This is a genomic window from Cupriavidus sp. WS, from assembly GCF_000395345.1.
In the GTDB taxonomy this organism is placed as follows: Bacteria; Pseudomonadota; Gammaproteobacteria; order Burkholderiales; family Burkholderiaceae; genus Cupriavidus; species Cupriavidus basilensis_B.
In genome coordinates this window covers 1-17,394 of sequence record NZ_AQPL01000094.1, presented here as the reverse complement: position 1 = coordinate 17,394, position 17,394 = coordinate 1, and the positions used below count along the sequence as shown (strand labels likewise).

The 17,394-nt window shown below is 61.5% G+C and carries 13 protein-coding genes; 11 read left to right on the top strand and 2 right to left on the bottom strand.

Going from position 1 to position 17,394, the window contains the following annotated elements; all coding sequences use genetic code 11:
* Positions 1 to 49: 49 nt before the first annotated feature.
* A complete protein-coding gene (gene queG, locus K206_RS37865) occupies positions 50 to 1,225 on the bottom strand; it encodes a tRNA epoxyqueuosine(34) reductase QueG (RefSeq protein WP_020202154.1) in 1,176 nt (391 codons plus the stop codon).
* 16 nt (positions 1,226 to 1,241) lie between these two features.
* Here queG and tsaE point away from each other — a divergent pair, with 16 nt between their 5' ends.
* The 11 genes from tsaE to K206_RS42745 all read left to right on the top strand — a co-directional run bounded on the left by tsaE (position 1,242) and on the right by K206_RS42745 (position 16,249).
* Positions 1,242 to 1,754: a tRNA (adenosine(37)-N6)-threonylcarbamoyltransferase complex ATPase subunit type 1 TsaE gene (gene tsaE / locus K206_RS0109355; protein WP_020202153.1), complete on the top strand. Its 513-nt coding sequence runs from the start codon at positions 1,242 to 1,244 to the stop codon at positions 1,752 to 1,754.
* A complete protein-coding gene (locus tag K206_RS0109350) occupies positions 1,748 to 3,265 on the top strand; it encodes an N-acetylmuramoyl-L-alanine amidase (RefSeq protein WP_020202152.1) in 1,518 nt (505 codons plus the stop codon). Before tsaE ends, K206_RS0109350 begins: the two co-directional genes overlap by 7 nt.
* 806 nt (positions 3,266 to 4,071) lie before the next feature.
* Positions 4,072 to 6,399, top strand: a complete 2,328-nt coding sequence (locus tag K206_RS0109340) for a type VI secretion system Vgr family protein (RefSeq protein WP_020202150.1) — start codon at positions 4,072 to 4,074, stop codon at positions 6,397 to 6,399.
* 2 nt (positions 6,400 to 6,401) lie between these two features.
* Positions 6,402 to 8,789, top strand: coding sequence for a hypothetical protein (locus tag K206_RS41515; RefSeq protein ID WP_081651363.1), 2,388 nt, complete (start codon positions 6,402 to 6,404; stop codon positions 8,787 to 8,789).
* Positions 8,786 to 9,409 (top strand): hypothetical protein, encoded by a 624-nt coding sequence (locus K206_RS42760; protein ID WP_155888014.1) that lies wholly within the window; start codon positions 8,786 to 8,788, stop codon positions 9,407 to 9,409. Before K206_RS41515 ends, K206_RS42760 begins: the two co-directional genes overlap by 4 nt.
* 297 nt (positions 9,410 to 9,706) lie before the next feature.
* The gene (locus tag K206_RS43650) at positions 9,707 to 10,108 is read left to right on the top strand and encodes a hypothetical protein (protein ID WP_196812857.1); all 402 of its coding nucleotides are present in this window, start codon (positions 9,707 to 9,709) and stop codon (positions 10,106 to 10,108) included.
* Between the two features lie 37 nt (positions 10,109 to 10,145).
* Entirely contained in the window at positions 10,146 to 10,622 is a 477-nt protein-coding gene (locus K206_RS42750; RefSeq protein ID WP_155888012.1) for a hypothetical protein, read from the top strand.
* Entirely contained in the window at positions 10,619 to 10,879 is a 261-nt protein-coding gene (locus K206_RS0109330) for a PAAR domain-containing protein (RefSeq protein ID WP_020202148.1), read from the top strand. The genes K206_RS42750 and K206_RS0109330 overlap by 4 nt, the downstream gene beginning before the upstream one ends.
* Positions 10,880 to 10,882: 3 nt before the next feature.
* Positions 10,883 to 12,151: a hypothetical protein gene (locus K206_RS0109325; protein WP_020423723.1), complete on the top strand. Its 1,269-nt coding sequence runs from the start codon at positions 10,883 to 10,885 to the stop codon at positions 12,149 to 12,151.
* Positions 12,132 to 15,674, top strand: a complete 3,543-nt coding sequence (locus K206_RS0109320; RefSeq protein WP_020202146.1) for an ImcF-related family protein — start codon at positions 12,132 to 12,134, stop codon at positions 15,672 to 15,674. The genes K206_RS0109325 and K206_RS0109320 overlap by 20 nt, the downstream gene beginning before the upstream one ends.
* On the top strand, positions 15,671 to 16,249 hold the full coding sequence (locus K206_RS42745) for a hypothetical protein (RefSeq protein ID WP_155888011.1): 579 nt from the start codon (positions 15,671 to 15,673) through the stop codon (positions 16,247 to 16,249). The genes K206_RS0109320 and K206_RS42745 overlap by 4 nt, the downstream gene beginning before the upstream one ends.
* Before the next feature lie 319 nt (positions 16,250 to 16,568).
* Here the strand turns inward: K206_RS42745 and K206_RS37860 are convergent.
* On the bottom strand, positions 16,569 to 17,394 hold an 826-nt coding region (locus K206_RS37860; RefSeq protein WP_020202143.1), incomplete at its 5' end, for a bile acid:sodium symporter family protein.

Sequence of the window (17,394 nt, the reverse complement as noted above, 5' to 3'; positions counted from 1 at the left end):
GCGCGGCCCGCCGGCGGCTTCGGTCCGATCCGGCATGCTCAAGCGGGTTTCAGTCCGCGGCGCAGGCCGGCGCCGCGGCGCCCACTTCCTGCGCCAGCGCCCAGTCGATGTGCTCGCGCACCAGCGGGCTGGCCGTGGCCTGGCGCGCGCCGAGCGCGGCGCGGATGCGCGCGGCCAGCGCCGCGTCGCCGCGCTCGCAGGCCGCGCGCAGGCCGTTGCCGAGCCCCACCGCGAGATTGCGCAGCCAGCGCTCGTGGCCGATGCGGCGGATCGGGCTGCCTTCCAGGCGCTGGCTGAATTCCGCCTCGGTCCAGCCGAACAGCGCCGCCATGTCGGGCGCGTCGAAGCCGTTGCGCACGTCGAAGTCCGGCAGCGTGGCGCGGTGGGCGAACTTGTTCCACGGGCACGCGAGCTGGCAGTCGTCGCAGCCGTACACGCGGTTGCCCAGCGGCGCGCGCAGCGGCTCGGGGATGGCGCCCTTGTGCTCGATGGTCAGGTAGGAAATGCAGCGGCGCGCGTCGAGCCGGTAGGGCGCGAGGATGGCCTGCGTGGGGCAGATGTCGATGCAGCGGCGGCAGTTGCCGCAATGGGCTTCGGCCGGCGGGTCGGCCGGGAACGGCACGTCGACCAGGATCTCGCCGAGGAAGAACATCGAGCCGCCCTCGCGGTCGAGCAGCAGCGTGTGCTTGCCGCGCCAGCCCAGGCCGCCCTGCGTGGCCAGCGCGACCTCCATCACCGGCGCCGAATCGGTAAACACGCGGTAGCCGAACGGGCCGATGGCGGCCTCGATGCGGCTGGCCAGCTGCTGCAGGCGGCTGCGCAGCACCTTGTGATAGTCGCGTCCGCGTGCATAGAGCGAGACCACCGCGGTGGCGGGGTCGTCGAGCCGGGCCAGCTCGCGCGCGCGCCAGTCGTCGGCGCCGGCGGCCGGCAGGTAGGGCATGCGGGCCACGATCGCGCGCACGGTGCCGGGCACCAGTTCCGCGGGGCGGGCGCGCCGCGGGCCGTGGTTCGCCATATAATCCATGTCGCCGTGGTAGCCCTGCGCCAGCCACGCCATCAACCCCGCTTCCGCCCGGCTCAGGTCCACGTCGGCGATGCTGACCGCGTCGAAGCCCAGCTCCGCGCCCCACGCCCGGATCGAGCGCACCAGCGTAGCCAGGCCGGCGCCGCCGCTGGCAGGAAGGGGTGAGGTGGCGGGCGCGCCGGTGGCTCGGTCGATCATTCCCGAATTGTACGCAATGCCCCTGCTCGAAGAACGCACCCTGACCCTGCCCGACGAAGCCGCCACCGCGCGGCTCGGCGCGGCGCTGGCCGGCGCCGTGCGCGTGCTGCCGCCGCAAACCGTGCACGTGCAGCTCTCGGGCGATCTCGGCGCGGGCAAGACCACGCTGTCGCGCGCGATCCTGCGCGCGCTCGGCCACCCGGGCAAGGTCCGCAGCCCGACCTACACGCTGTGCGAGCCGTACCAGGTCGCGCGCGCCGACGGCTCGCCGCTGACCGTCTACCACTTCGACCTGTACCGCTTCGCCGACCCGGAGGAATGGGCCGATGCCGGTTTCCGCGACTGCTTTGCCGAACCCGCCCTCAACCTGGTCGAATGGCCGGAGAAGGCCGGCCGCCTGCTCGGGGAACCGGACCTTCATCTGTTGCTCCAATCGGACACGGGCGACGCCGACGATGCCGCGGAGCACCGGACGGTCACGCTTCGTGCCTATACTCAGACTGGACTTACCCTGCTTTGCGCATGCTGATCAAGCGACTCGCCACCGACCGCCCCGATGAACTGCTGCTGGCCCGCCGCAAATGGCTGGCGCAGTGCCTCAAGGCCGGCGCCGGCACCGTGGTGCTGACGCTGGCGGGACCGCAGATCGCCTTCGGTGCCGGCATCGTCGCCGTGCGGGTCTGGCCCGCCGAGGAATACACCCGCGTCACCATCGAGTCCGACGCGCCGCTGGCCGCGGTGCACCAGATGGTGCACGGCCCCGACCGCCTCGTGGTGGACATCGACGGCCTCGACCTGTCGCCCACGCTGCGCGAGCTGGTGGCCAAGATCACCTCCAACGACCCGTACATCCAGACCGTGCGCGTGGGCCAGAACCGGCCGCGCGTGGTGCGGCTGGTGTTCGACCTGAAGGAAGACGTCTCGCCGCAGGTGTTCACGCTGGCGCCGATCGGCAACTACCGCAACCGCCTGGTGTTCGACCTCTACCCGGTCAACCCGCCCGACCCGCTGTGGAAGCTGGTGCGCGACACCGAGGACAAGCAGCGCCGCTTCGCCGCGGCGCAGCCGCCGGCCGGCGCGGACCGCGCCGACACCGTCTCCGGCGCGCCCGCCACCGGCGAGGAAGACGCCATCGGCGCGCTGGTGCGCCGGTTCGAGGACAAGGGCGCCAACCCGGTGCCGGCCATGCCGCCGATGGCCGCGATCCGGCCCCGGCCGCCCGCGCCCCAGGCAGCGCCGTCCGCCCAGTCCGCGCCGCCGCTGGCGCAGAACAGCGCGCCGCCGGCGCTGCCCGCCAACAATCCGCCCGTCGACCGCCCGTTCAAGATGCGCCGCCTGCTGACGGTGGCCATCGACCCGGGCCACGGCGGCGAGGACCCGGGCGCCACCGGCGCGGCCGGCTCGCGCGAGAAGGACGTGGTGCTGCAGATCGCCCACCGCCTGCGCGCCAAGATCGACGCGCAGCCCAACATGCGCGCCATGATGACGCGCGACGCCGACTTCTTCGTGCCGCTCAACGTGCGCGTGCAGAAGGCGCGCCGCGTGCAGGCCGACCTGTTCGTGTCGATCCACGCCGATGCCTTCCTGTCGCCGGAGGCCAAGGGTGCTTCGGTGTTCGCGCTGTCCGAGCGCGGCGCCTCGAGCAGCGCCGCGCGCTGGATGGCCAACAAGGAAAACGCCTCCGACCTGATCGGCGGCGCCAACATGGGCAACAAGGACGCCCAGGTCGCGCGCGTGCTGCTGGACCTGTCGACCACCGCGCAGATCAACGACAGCCTGCAGGTCGGCAAGGCCGTGCTGTCGGAGATCGGCGGCATCAACCGCCTGCACAAGGGCAGCGTGGAGCAGGCCGGCTTCGCCGTGCTGAAGGCGCCGGACATCCCCTCGATCCTGGTCGAGACCGCCTTCATCAGCAACCCGGAGGAAGAGCGCAAGCTCAACGACGAAGCCCACCAGGAGCAACTGGCCAACGCCATCCTGCGCGGCATCCGCAACTACTTCGCGCGCAATCCGCCGCTGTCGAAGAACCCGTCGGTGTAAGGCGGCGTCCCGCCCGGAAAGCAGAACGGCCGGCAAATGCCGGCCGCGGGTCGCTGACGAGTTTTCCGGTGACGAGGGTTTGCTACTCTCTCCCGCTTGCGGGAGAGAGTAGCCCGCAAATTTGGCCTACTATCAGGGTTGCAGGCACTGTAATTTATTGATTTATATGGATTTATAGTGAACGTCATTGCAACCGCTGTAAAACGCAGTGTCGAAAAATTGTCCCACGGTTTGTAGACAAGTCGGGAGCCTACCCGATGAAGAACCTGACTGAACGCCAATACCGCACCTGCCCGATGGAACACATCGCGTGGCGCCTTCCCTCTATCTGATTGATGGTGTGTGACCGTACCGCATCGGTTACGCCGACGCGATGTGCGCCTGCATCCAGGTTACGCTCGAAGGCGACTCCGTCAACGTCGAGCCCTGGGACGTGCTGGGCTACCTGTGCGAGTGCCGGGCGCACTGAGCGACTGTCGTTTGCACCCCACGCATTGTGAAAAACTGCAACGTGTGGCGGCATTCCCTATGCACTCATTCGACGCGCATGTCCTTACCATTGGGCATCCCGGCATGAATTCAATTTCTTTTAATTCCGATTCCTGAATTTCATCGCGCATTTCAGGAATCGTCTGATTTACCGCCAGACGCCCTTTTCGTAGCATTCCACACGTATTGATACATCGTGATTGCGGGCACAACGATAGCCTCGCAAGATAGCCGGTCATTGACTGACTGCGACCGCGAATGTCCAACCTGGCACGAAGCACCAAGCCTAACGGTCTGGCGAAACGGAGTGAACAACGATGGCAGAGGGTTTTGCTGAATTCAAGGCAATCGGTGCTCAGGCGCTTAACGTGCTGACCACGGGGCGCCAAGCGTATCACATCGAAGTACCAGGGACCGCAAGTGCCGCCGTGCTGTCGGTGGTGTCCTTTGAGGCGGTGGAGCGGATGGGCGAGCCCTACACTGTCACCATCCAGTTCACGCACCCGCTGGTACTCGACCGAGCCGACTACCTCAACCGCGACGCCACTTTCCTGATTGACCCCGCCGATGGCAGCGAGCCGCGCAAGTTCGCCGGCTGTATCACGCACTTCAGCGAAACCCGACAGACCCGCGACTTTTGCGGCTACGAGATCGTAGTCGAGCCGCTGGTTGCACGCCTCAAGCTCACACGTGCCAGCCGTATCTACCAGCAGCAGACCGCGCCGCAGATCATCGAGGCAATCTTGCGCCGCCATGACCTCAAGGGCCATCAGTTCGTCTTCAAGACGCGACGCACGTATCCGCAGCACGCCTTCCGCATGCAATATGGTGCCTCGGACTGGGACTATATCCGGCTGCTGATGGAGCAGGAGGGCCTGTACTGCTATTTCACCCCGGGGAAGTTCGGCGAGATGATCGTGTTCGGCGACGACATCGACCACTATCTCTACCAGCCGGAACTGCGCGTGCCGTACCGCGAGACGGCGGGACTGGAGTCGGGCCAGGAGACGTTGTTCTCAATCAAGACCCATGCCAAGACGATCCCCGAATCGTTCCGGGTGGCGGACTTCAATCCCGACAAGGCGTGGGAGCGCCCCACCGGCGAGGCCAACGTCGCACGCCAGGAGAAGACCACTTACGGCCAGTCCTATGTCTACGGCACGCACCACCTAGACTTCGATGATGCCAAGTGGGAAGCGGGGTTGCGCCATGAGGCGAAGTACGCCGAACAGCTAGTTTACGCGGGCGAGAGCAACGTGCTGGCGCTGTGTCCGGCGTGCATCCTGCGCGTGGATCTGGCGCTGCCCGACGCGCCCAACGGCCACGTCATCACCGAGGTCATCCACACGGGCGCCCGCGACGCCGCCTACCGCAATACCTACAAGGCCATTCCGTCCGACCGGCGTTTCCGCTTGCCGCTGAACGAGGCCAACTGGCCGCGTATTGCCGGCACGCTAAGTGCCCGCATCACCTCGCCGGGGGAGTACAAGTATGCCTACCTAACGCAGCAGGGTCAGTACATCGTCCGCTTCGATTTTGACTTTGACGAATGGCCCAACGGCGGCGAGAGCGTGCCGCTATGGCTCGCAAAGCCGTTCGCGGGGGCGCAGCAGACGGGATTTCACTTCCCGCTGATCGACGGTACCTACGTGGACGTGGCCTTTCGCGACGGGAACCCGAACAAGCCGTATATCGCGCACGTCCAGCACAACAGTCAGCACACGGACCTGATCACCAATCAGGATCGGTGGCTGTCGCGCAACGTCATACATACGCAGAGCAATAACAAGCTGCGCTTCGAGGACTGGGAGGGCCAGGAAGGCATCAAGCTGTCCACCGAGTACGGTGGCAAGACCCAGTTGAACCTCGGTCATCTGGTTGACAGCAAGAAGAAGCAGCGCGGGGAAGGCTTTGAGCTCCGCAGCAATCTGAAGGGGACGGTCCGGGGCGGACGCGGCTTGCTGTTCACAGCTTGGACGCAGCCAGCCAGCACCCCGCAGACGGAAATGGTGGCGGCCATGAACGAAATGCGCTCGATCTTGGCTCAGGCGCAGGGATTGGGGAACGCGGCCAGTCAATCCAAAGCGGAGATCGCCGACTTGAAGGCGGAGAACGCATGGTTGCGCGATAGTCTCAACGACCTCAAACAGGCAGTCATGATGCTGGCGGCCCCAAATGGGGTGGCCATCACGACACCGGACCGGGTATCGCTTGCTGCCGGGCGAGATGTGAACGTTGCCACCAAGGCGGGCTTCAACGTCAGCGCCATTGCAAAGATTGCGATTGCTGCTGGCGATGCGTTGTCGCTGTTTGCCTCAAGACTCGGGATCAAGATCTTGGCCGCGAAGGGCAATGTCGAAATCCAGGCGCAGACCGATGGTCTGGATCTCTATGCGGACAAGCAGGTGCATATCGCCAGCGCCAACGCGGATGTGCTGATCAACGCGAGCAAGAAGGCCGTTCTGGCGAGCGGCGGCGCCTGCGTGAAGATCGAGAACGGTAGTGTTGAAATCATCTGTCCGGGCGACTTCAAGATCAAGGCCGCTTCCTTCAAGTTCGAAGGTCCAGGCAATCAGTCTCTGCCAGTGCCGTCGCTGCCGAAAAGCCGCCTGAAGGTCCCCAATCAGTACATCTCGTCGAACTAACCATGATCATCAGTCCTCCGTTCTTGCCCGCCAATGGTCTGACATCCGACGATCCACTCAAGCCCGATCCGATGATGGACGCAGTCGATGGCTTTGAATTGCCCCATCACGGCGTCTATCCGGTTGCCTTTGACCGTCGCTGGCACTGCGGTGTTCATCTTATGCCCAACTATCAGAATGAGGCGGTGCGTGCCATTGCCGATGGGGAGGTGGTGGCCTACAGGGTTGCGCAAAAAGCGATTTGCGACGGACAAACGGACGATCACGGTGCCGATGCATTGAATTCCAATACGGGCTTTGTGCTGCTCAAGCACAAGACCGAGACGGGGGAAGGACGGAGCCTTACCTTCTATTCCTTGTATATGCACTTGCTGGATGTCGATAGTCTCCAGCCTGTGATAGGGGCACCAAATCTGCCGGAAGTCGGGTCTTCATCCGCGATGGCCAAGTGGTTGGCGGATGACACCAATGGCGTGCAAACTCCCGTCAATAAGAAGGTATATCGAAAGGACATCCTCGGTTACTACGGAAAATGCCACGGTCAGCCGCACCTGCACTTCGAAATCTTCATGACGGAGGAAGATTTCACTGCGTGGTTCGATCAGATCGGGCACACCGTTCAACTGGGCAACCAGACCCCCGCGACACCGGATTCGAAAGACTACTGGGGGCACAGTTACTTTGTGATTCCAACCGGGCAGACCTTTTACAGTACGCCACCCGACCAGGTAGCCCATGCTGCCTATTTTCCCGAGAAGCAGTCGGGAATACTTACGGAGGGAAATCTGTATGTCGAGGCGTACTTCCACAAGGGCCAGCGCTACACGCGCTCCTGGCTAGAAAAGGACGGTTCGCTGACCTGCTTGACCGGCGACCAGCCGGTTCAAGACCCGTTTCAAAATTACGAGTACACGCTGTATGACCGGGCGACCACCTTATATCCGGCACGCCCGAGCGATGGCTATGAGTTGATGCGTTTCGGCCGCATTTTGAGCGACCATTCATCCCTTCCAGTTGCGCCCCAAACGACATGGATGGCAGTGACGTTCGAATCAGGCAAACAGGGCTATATCGATATCAGCCAGGATGCGGTGCAGAAGTTGTCCGATGCGGATTTCCCGTTCTTCATGGGCTGGCAGAAGATCGAGGAGGGAAATACACCATTCAGTGAAGATGGTCTGTGCGATTACGATGCGCTGCGCAAGATCGTCAATGATGTGGAAGACCAGGAGACGCCACAGCAGCAACACGAGGCGACTGAGTATAAGCATGAAGATATCCTTTCCGCCTACGTTCAGGGCAACGATTCAGTGCGCAAGGCGCTCAGGGGCTTTGTTTGCCATGCCCCCAGCGAGTGGGATGCCACCGGCAACGAGGTGCGTTACAGGCGTCTGAAGGATCCGGATGGCTTCTTTGGCAAGCGCAAGGACATCGACCCCAACGGGTACGACAAGTTCATCGCGTTTCACACGCAATTGCAGTTTCTGGAGAAGACCGCACTGGGCGGCGGCAAGAAATTCTGGTTCTTCCACCCTCTGGCGTTCATCGGGCATTTCAGGAAGTGTAGTTGGCTGGCGAAGCGGGAGATCTATCAATTAGTTCCGGCAAAAATCGTCAGAAAACCTGGGTCGCATAATTTCCCAAGTCAAAGTTATTTCGAGACCGTACCGCTTAACAGGCCTTTTATTAACAAGCACTACACTGAACTTAATAATGCATTGCGAAAATATTTAATAACATCATCAATAAGACAGGCTTGTTTTTTTGGGAATTCTACGCAAGAAACAGGATGGTTTCGAGATCTCAGGGAATCCGGTGGGGCAACCCCAAATCTTCACGCTGGATGGTATGGTCGTGGATTTTTGCAGTTAACCAATCCAAATGGAAATTTAAATGGTGGAAATAATAACTACTATAAATATTTTAAATTCATGGGGCGCCATCCGGAAACTCCCGCAAATGTGCAAGAGATTGCGTGGAGAGATGAACTTGGAGTAAATTCATTCCACGCAAGCCAAAGTGCTGGCGCCTATTGGATTTGGTCAAAAAAATCAGCACCTACCGAGCAAAATCCCAATCGACCTCAAGTGGACAGTGCTAACACTTACGCCGATGATGTCGCCATCGTTATGGGCAACCAGCGTCGCACCGTGAATACAGATCATGGGCCAAAAATTTGGTACTACAATCAGTTATTTACGAATTGTGCTACAGCAGTGAATTACCCTGGCGCAACCGGGCAAAATCCACCCAACATGAATGGCTTGATTGATCGATCTACCTCTTTCGCGAATGCAGTGGTGATTCTGTGCGATGGCCACCCGTTTCCGGCACAAGATGGCGCACAAAATTTAACTCCTGAAATTTTTGAAAGGAGAAGTGATCTATGATTAGGTTATTTATTTTTTCAGTGCTCGCCTTGATCTTTGGAATTTCGGGGGCGCAAACAGGCAATGATTCAAGAAAGGCGATAGCTAAACTTAGGGATAGCTGCGGTTATGAGGTCGGTCCATCAATCATCTCAAGAATCCATTCTTTCGACATAAAGGAGCTTGAGAAATCATCGGTTTTTGATTTTAACTTGTTGATTGATGACGCTGGTCGGAAAATCCATGGACATCTTAGTTTCGGGTGCCATAAGGCTACATCGATCGAGAATATTGAATCAGGTGAAGTTAATTCAACTGCCAACAGCAAGAAACATAACAACCTAACAGCAAAAGAAGAAATAGAGGCCGAAGACTTGGGGGGAAGATATGCGCGCATCGTCTCATGGCAACGAAATTATCGTGCGGATAATTTTGCGGGGACCATAGCTTACGTAAACAGTCTCTTCGGGGATGGTGAAAAGAGCGCGATACCAGAATATTTTCTTGTCTGCCCGGAAGTTCCTGGTTTTTCCTGTTTCTCAATGGAGATCGGAAATATTAATCGACTCACGAAGAATGAGGTTTTTTGTATTATCAATATACTTGAAGACTTAAAAATTATTATTAATAATTCGAACTGATCTCCAATGCATTCGCCTATCCGATTGACGAAATTGATTATTAGGCTTTGTATTGCAGGCTTGATGGCCACACCATCAATCGGTACTGCCGCTGTGGAGAACTCGCCTCCGAATTTGCTCAAACAAACAACGACAGCAGAACATGTTGTCGGCCCATGCCGCTTCAGGATTGCCAACATGTTTGGAGGGGAATTCCGGGAGGCTCACCCTGATAGCTCTCCACCCCAACAGGGCTCATATTACCTACCGATAACTGGACCGTCATCCTTTCTGACTGGAGGCTTCGGTTTATTCTGTGTGGAAGCCAATGAAGAGAGGATTACTTCCTCCCTGAATGGGAAGTATGTTGATGGTCGCTGGTGGACGTACGGACCCGTCGATGGCCCTGAATTTGTTCCATACGAGGAACAGGCGAAGGCTCGAACAATCCCACTAAAGGAAAAAAACTGGACTGGAATTACCTATACCGAAGATGCCACTACGGGTGACGAACGAACGCAGGCTCGTGTTTTTCATTTCTGCCTTGTCCGCGATGCCCGTGCATTGTGTGGATACACGGTTGTCGAATGGCTGGCAGACCGCAAAGGGCGCAATGACCTTGACCGGATCAAGGCAATTCTTGAGTCTGTCGAGTTTATTGATACCCCGTTGCCGGCTGGTGGCAGTGCCACATCTAGCGTAACAAAAATTGAAAAATAAAACAGAAATCGCAATTATGGAGGTGGCACTCTAGATCATGAAAGAAATACTATCATTTTGGATGTTATGGCTATCAATCGCATGCTGCAATGCCAAAACTGGGCAGGAGATTAAATTCAGCCCAACCCCGGGAGTAGTCGCGGTCATAGCTATCGATGGCAATCTGGTCTCCATAAATATCTGTGGTGGAAGGAAATGCAATAATACTGAGGGCAACCTTTATGTTGGTAATCCAGGTAGCGTTAATTTGGGGGTCGGCGATTATAATTTCGACGGCAATACCGATTTTTCGCTATGGTATCTGGATGAGGGGAAGGGTACTTATACAATCCATAGGGTATTTCTTTTTTCTAGAGGTACGGGGAGATTTGGTGAGTATTTTCCGGCGTGCGGTGATGAGTTTGTTAACCTGAAAGTGGACAAGAAAAATAGGAGGCTAATTAGCACATATTGGGCTGACAATGAGCCGAAAGTGTGTTTCACATATCCACAAGGGAACCACAACGGAAAATGAAATTCCCCATCCGTCTCGGTGACGCCCTGGAAGACGGTGGCCAGGTCACCAGCGCCTCGCCCACCATGGAATTCATGGGTCGCCCGCTCGCCCGCAAGGGCGATGCTGCCCTATGCGCCCGTCACGGTCCGACCACAATTGCCGAAGGCGACGACGGCTTTCCCGATCAGGATGGCAAGCCCGTGGCGATGCACCGCCACTGCTGCGCCTGTGGTTGCCGCCTGATCTCGTCGCTGCTGAATGTCCATATCGCTTGATGCATGCCGATTGACTTGACGCCAGCGGCGGCGGCCAGGCCTTACCCGAAGCAAGGCCCGCGACTGGTGCCATGGCTTCTTATCTGGGTCGCGTTCGCTACGCTCGGGGCGGCACTCGTCATTCTCTTTTGGCCGGTCAGTCGGCCCGCCAAAGGGTTCGGTTTCTGGTTTTGCGCCGCCGGCATCCCCAGTCTGGCCTACTTGCTGGCGCTCTCGCTGGTTCGCCTTCCCTTCGAATTACACTGGTTTCGTGCTTATGGCGACAACGTCGTCCGGCAGGAGTGGAAGGACAAGAAACAAGTCCAGGCGCAACAGCCGCTGCAAGTGCTGGGGATCGGGTACTGCCTGCCCGTCGGCGGTCAGACTCTCGCTAGCGTCGTCGCGGCTGGGCAGTCCGTGCAGAAGGCGCAGAAGGCGCGCAAAGGGCCAAGCATGGTCGTGCACAGCCGGTTTGACGAGGGTAATGTGTCAGACCTCCCGGTGGCCCATTCCTTTGCGGATAACGAAGCTCAAGAAGCAGAAAGCCGGCAGGTGGCTACTGTGACGCTCAAGATCGGCGAAGCGCTGGTCCCCCTCGCAGCAAGTCTGACGGCGCTATCGCAGTATGGACCAGTATTCGCGCCGGTCGTCCGCGTGCTTGCCCGCGACGAGGTGGCCAGCTTGCGGTTGCAGCAGGTGCGGGACGCGCTGGCACAAGCGGGTTTGTCTCAGCTCGAATGCCGGACTGAGCCAGTTTCCGACCGCCTCATGGTGGCCGATGCCTGGCTAGACGCGCGTGACCGCCGCCCCCTGCTGGTGGTCGCGGTCGAATGGTACGAGCAGGACCCGCCGGCTGGCAGCACCGAAGGTTGCGTCGCCGTGCTGCTCAATGCCGGCTACTACAAGGTGCCAGAGCCCGTCACGGTTCTCGGGAAGCTCCATCGTCCGCTGAAGGGCGAAGCCCGCGCCCTGGACCATCTACTCATGAATGCCCTGAAGTGGGGACGTACGGAGTCGGCAGCGGTGCAGCAGGCCTGGATTTCCAGCCCCGACAGCGATCACGACAGGGCGTGGCCGACGGCTTGCAAGGCCGCTACGCTTGAGCGTATCGCGCAGACCGAAGCTCAACACCGTCTGGATCGGCTGGTGGGAAACGCTGGCCTCATCAATGCGTGGATGTCCATCGCGGCGGCCGTCGAGTCGCACGCACAAGGCCCCCAACTCATCGTGGACGGCAACCAGGCCGCCATTCTTTACGTCTTTCCTTCTGTCCATGACGACACCGACCAATAATCTGCAGGCCCTCGCCTCCGGCTCCAAGGAGGCGCCCAAAGCGCTGACGCCATGGGCCATCCCCCTCTTCGTGTTTGTGGTCGCCGTGGTCTTCGCTATCGCGGTGTGGACGAAGGGGGACGTGCTTGGTATCACGACGCTGGAGGCCAAGATCACCTGGCTGCTCTGGATTGCCGGCGCATGCGGCATCTCGCTGGCGCTCTACACCGCCGTGATCCTCGGGGTTATCCCCATGTCTCGCCGACGTTTTGCCAAGGAATCGGGCGACAAGACGGTCACGGCCAAGGCTCCCAAGCGAGACCTGCGTCTGCAGCAGGCGTATGAGGAATTGCGCTTCCTGCTGGGCTGGCGGTGGCGCAATCGCGTGCCGTGGCTGATGCTGTGCGGTGAGGATGCGGCCATTCAGTCCGTTGCACCGGGCCTCCAGCACGCGGGCGTGTGGCGTACCGATGACGCCATCCTCGTGCATTCGTCGCCGACAGGCATTGAGCCTGCCCTATGGCGCAAGCAACTGCGCCAGTTGCGATGCCGCCGTCCGGTCGATGTCATTGTGCAGGTCGGTGCCGCATCGGATACGGAACCGCTGCGCGCGATCAACACCCTGCAAGCCACGTTAGGCCGGGCCGCGCCGGTCGTGTTCCTGCATCCGGTTCCTGTGCAGGGCCGGCGGCCTGACCAGTTCGAGGCCTTCGGGGCCTTTGTCGCGGACACTGGCAGCCGGCGTGCCGGGGCTGCTGGTGGCCGTATCGACACGGCGCTGGCGTCCTTGGAGGCCCACGCCGTCGAACTGGGGGTTCAACGCTGCTACGAGGGCACCCGCCAGCCGCTCGTAGCCTACATGTCGGCGTACATCAGCAAACAGCGCGCGCGCATCGCGGCCAGTTGGGCGGCCTGGGACACGTCGCACTGGCGGCGCGGCCCGCTGGCCGGCGTGATGTTCGCCCCCATCTATGCCGGGGCCGTCCTGCCGATGCCCGAGCCCGCCGAGGATGCGCCCGGTGAGCCCGCGCCTTCGGCGGTCGCTATGCACGCATCGGAAGCTCACCACCTGCTGCCGGCATCGGTACTGCCCGCCTGGCGGCAGATTGGCGAGCATGCCGGCCAGTATCGCAGTCGTCGGGTTGGCATTCATCCGGTGCTAGTGCTGACGGTGCTGGCTTTCGTATCGATTGGTTTGTGGACCGCAGGCATGGTCGTGTCCGGTCTGCGCAATAGTGCGGACCTGAGTGAGGCTCAGCAAGCGATTCACGCCATCCAGACGGCAACCAAACCTGCCCAGGGTCTGCATGCATTGCTGGCCCTGCAGAAGCAGATAGAGCGCTATGAATACCGCACGCAGCACCACGCGCCGTGGCTGACCCGCTTCGGCCTGAACCGTGACGCCGAAGTACTCGCCGCCCTGTGGGAGCCCTACGCGCAGGCCTCCCGCCGGCTACTGATTATCCCGATCCAACAGAATCAGGAAGCGTCGCTGGTGGACCTCGCGCAGTTGCAGACCACAACGCTGGATGACAAGACCAGCCAGTGGGCGCTTGCCGGGCGGGATGGTCTCAAGGCCTACCTGATGCTTGCCCACCCGGAGCGGGTTGAGCCCGGTTTCCTTGCCAAGCGCCTTCCGCAGGACTGGTCCACCGAGGCCCATATCACGCGGGGAGAGAAACAGGACCTGGCCGAGCGCCTGTTCAAGTTCTACGCGCAGCACCTGAAGGACCACCCGGACTGGAGGATCGAGCCCCGCCCCGCGCTAGTGGCCGGGGCACGCCAGACGCTGCTGGCGGTGATCGGTGCGCGCAACGCGCAGGATACGCTGTACCAGGGCATCGTGAACGGTGCTGGCAACAAGTACCCCGACTTGACGCTGCCGTCACTCACGGCTGGCACGGAGGCGCGTGGGCTGCTGCGGTCCTCGACGGTGGTGCCGGGCATCTTCACACGCCAGGCCTATGAGGGCTATGTCGCCGATGCGATTGACGCTGCCGCCAAGCGTCGCGACGTGTCCACCGATTGGGTACTGGCTGGCGGCAAGGCGGCCAGCGCCGCCCCCGACAAGTCCGCCGCCGAGCTGCACGCAGCCCTGACCGAGCAGTACTTCGCCGACTACGCCCAGCGCTGGCAGGACTTCATGAACAACCTGCAGTGGGAATCGGCAGGCACTTTGCCCGCCGCCATTGACCAGCTCAAGCTGTTGGCCGACGCGCGCCAGTCGCCGGTGATCGCGCTGATGAAGTCGCTTGCTTATCAGGGCGCCGCGGGGGTGCAGAAGGCTTCGCTGTCGGATACGCTGGCGAACAAGGCCAAGGATATCCTAGGCAAGAAGGACGACGCCCCCGACAGCACCAAGGCCGCCCCGCTTGCCCCGCTGGATGCGGCGTTTGGTCCGGTGCTGCGCCTGATGGGACAGGCTGCCCAAGCGGGGCAAGGCGGCAACAGCGATCTGAGCCTGCAGCGCTATCTCGACCGCATCACCGCCTTGCGGCTGCACCTGCAGCAAGTCAACAGTGGCGCCGATGGGGCCGAGCAGGCGCGGCAGATGGCGCAGACGCTGTTCCAGGGTAAGAGTTCCGATCTGGCCGACACGCAAGCCTACGGGCAATTGGTCTCGGCCAGCCTCGGCGCGGAGTGGGCGAACATGGGCGAAGCGCTGTTCGTGCAGCCGGTCGTGCAGGCCACGCAGACTATCGTGCTGCCCGCGCAGGCGAGTCTGAACGAGGCCTGGCAGCGCTTCGTGGTGCCAGACTGGGACAGGACGTTTGCGGGCCGCTATCCGTTCGCCAACACGGCTAACGACGCCTCGTTGCCAGAATTCGCGCGGTTCATGCGTCCGCAGGGCGGCGTTATTCCTGCCTTCCTGGCTACTGAACTCGCGGGGGTGCTGGAGTTGCGGGGTAATGAGTGGGTGCCTGCCGCCGGCGCGCACGGGGTCACCTTCGATCCTCAGTTCCTCAAATTCCTCAATGCGCTGCAACATGTCGCCACCCACATGCTGGTTCAGGGGGATCCGCAGTACCACTTCGAAGTCAAACCGATCGCGACGCCGGGACTCACCGATACGAAGCTGACCATCGACGGACAGAAGCTGCACTATTACAACCAGCGTGAAACCTGGCAACGCATGACGTGGCCCGCCAACACCCTGCAGGAGCCGGGCACGATCCTGCAGTGGCAGACCCTGACGGCCGGCACCAACAAGAACTACGAATATTACGGGCGCTTCGCATTCTTGCGCATGCTGGCGCGCGGCGACGTCGAGCGGGTTGATGCGGCGACGTACCAGATCAGTTGGCCGGCGGTGCTTGACACGCGCGCCAACCCGGACGACAAATCCGACCTGCCACAGCGCAAGCCTCTCATGATGCGGTTCTTGATTCGCGCCGAGGCCGGCGCCGGTCCGCTGGACATGCTCGCGCTGCCGGGGCTGCGGGTGGCGCCACGCATTTTTCTGGTCGGCAAGAATGGCGCTGCCGTGGTCGCGCCGTCGCCTGCGGTCAAGAACAAAGGCAAGGCCAAGCGCGGAGGCGCATGATGAAGGTCGCAGGGAGGATCGGAGCTGCGGCAGTACTCGCGGTACTGTGCGTGTCACTCTCGCATGCGGCACCGAACGCTTCGACGGAAAAGGAAGCCGCACTCTGTGCCCGCGTCATCAGCAGTGGTGCCGCTGAAATTGTGAAAGGTGCGTTGCGGCTGAAGACCAGATTGCCGACTGTGCGCGAGGCGGATGCACGGCGCTTCGCTTCTTACGCACCGGGTGGGGTGTCGCCGCCGCTACCGGTTGCGAGCCGCCCCCAGTACTACGTCTGGCTCATACGGCACCAGTTGGAGACGGTAGCAGGCCGGACCGGGCGCGTGCCAGCGCAATCCAATCCCGCCGACCGGGCTCTGCGCGTTATCGACAACGCCAACGGCGCGCAGGGACACATCGCGTTGGCGATGAAGGCGTTAGCGTATGCCTCGACCTTTCGCGGGCATGAAAGGGACTCGGGCGCCGATGCACTAGCGGTGCTCACCGAGGACCAGGTGCGGATCTATGCCGGCGATTTGGAAGCGCTATCCGTGGCCTTGAGCCTCCTCATTTCCTGCCATTTGCGGCGGCCTCAATGACGATACGGACCTTCCACTACCGCCATGCGATCTACGACTGGCCCATGACCATCCGCCGCCCGGCACGTGAGTGCGCGCAACTGGTACTCAAGGCATTGCAGCACTTCGGACCTTCGCCCCGCTGGCGGTTGTATTTGCACACGGGCCGGAACACGAAAGATATGGCACACGTCCTGCAGCACCTGAGTATGGCGGAAGTCATTGATAAGGAACCGCCTAGCGACTCCCAAGGCTGCGCCATGTCCTGACAGGGGAGAACACCAGCAGCACAAAGCAGAACGGCCGGCAAATGCCGGCCGTTCTGCATCGAGCGCGGTGCTTACGCGCGCGCGGTGGCCGTGCCGGGCAGCGTGTCGCGGTTGGCGTAGCGCGAGGCGATCACCGAGCAGACGATCAGCTGCAACTGGTGGTAGACCATCAGCGGCAGCACCAGCAGGCCCAGCGCCGGGTGGCCGGCGAACAGGATCTTGGCCATCGGGATGCCGTTGGCCAGGCTCTTCTTGGAGCCGCAGAACACCGCCGTGATCTCGTCTTCCACCGAGAAGCCGAGGCGGCGCGCGGTGAAGGTGGTGGTGGCCAGGATCACCAGCAGCAGCACGGCGGCCAGCGCCATCACCGCGCCGATGGTCTCCCAGCTGTACTTGTGCCAGAGGCCGGCGGCGGTGGCGTCGCAGAACGAGGAATACACGATCAGCACGATCACGCCGCGGTCGATCTTGTTGGTGATCTGCTTGTTCTTGACCAGCCAGTTGCCGATCAGCGGGCGGGCCGCCTGGCCCAGCGCGAACGGCAGCAGCAGTTGCAGCGCCACGCCCATGAGCGCCTTGCCCAGCGGCATGGAAGCGCCGCTGGCGCTGATCACCAGCCCCATCAGCAGCGGCGTGGCGGCCATGCCGATCAGCCCGGAGATGGTGGCGTTGAAGATCGCGCCGGGCACGTTGCCGCGCGCCATCGAGGTCATGGCCACCGACGACGACACCGTGGACGGCAGCGCGCACAGGTAGAACACGCCCAGCAGCAGCTCGGCGGGCAGCATATGGCGCAGGCCGAACATCAGCGCCAGGCCGACCACCGGGAACACGATATAGGTGAAGCTCTGCACGAAGGCGTGCAGGCGCCAGTGGCGCGCGCCGGCCACCAGCCGG

What these genes read in the sequence shown, in the direction of transcription:
- K206_RS0109350 (WP_020202152.1), top strand. Translation starts at nt 1,748, where the DNA reads ATGCTGATCAAGCGACTCGCCACCGACCGCCCCGATGAACTGCTGCTG.
- K206_RS42745 (WP_155888011.1), top strand. Translation starts at nt 15,671, where the DNA reads ATGATGAAGGTCGCAGGGAGGATCGGAGCTGCGGCAGTACTCGCGGTA.
- K206_RS0109330 (WP_020202148.1), top strand. Translation starts at nt 10,619, where the DNA reads ATGAAATTCCCCATCCGTCTCGGTGACGCCCTGGAAGACGGTGGCCAG.
- K206_RS0109325 (WP_020423723.1), top strand. Translation starts at nt 10,883, where the DNA reads ATGCCGATTGACTTGACGCCAGCGGCGGCGGCCAGGCCTTACCCGAAG.
- K206_RS42760 (WP_155888014.1), top strand. Translation starts at nt 8,786, where the DNA reads ATGATTAGGTTATTTATTTTTTCAGTGCTCGCCTTGATCTTTGGAATT.
- K206_RS0109340 (WP_020202150.1), top strand. Translation starts at nt 4,072, where the DNA reads ATGGCAGAGGGTTTTGCTGAATTCAAGGCAATCGGTGCTCAGGCGCTT.
- K206_RS41515 (WP_081651363.1), top strand. Translation starts at nt 6,402, where the DNA reads ATGATCATCAGTCCTCCGTTCTTGCCCGCCAATGGTCTGACATCCGAC.
- K206_RS42750 (WP_155888012.1), top strand. Translation starts at nt 10,146, where the DNA reads ATGAAAGAAATACTATCATTTTGGATGTTATGGCTATCAATCGCATGC.
- K206_RS0109320 (WP_020202146.1), top strand. Translation starts at nt 12,132, where the DNA reads ATGACGACACCGACCAATAATCTGCAGGCCCTCGCCTCCGGCTCCAAG.
- tsaE (WP_020202153.1), top strand. Translation starts at nt 1,242, where the DNA reads ATGCCCCTGCTCGAAGAACGCACCCTGACCCTGCCCGACGAAGCCGCC.
- queG (WP_020202154.1), bottom strand. Translation starts at nt 1,225, where the DNA reads ATGATCGACCGAGCCACCGGCGCGCCCGCCACCTCACCCCTTCCTGCC.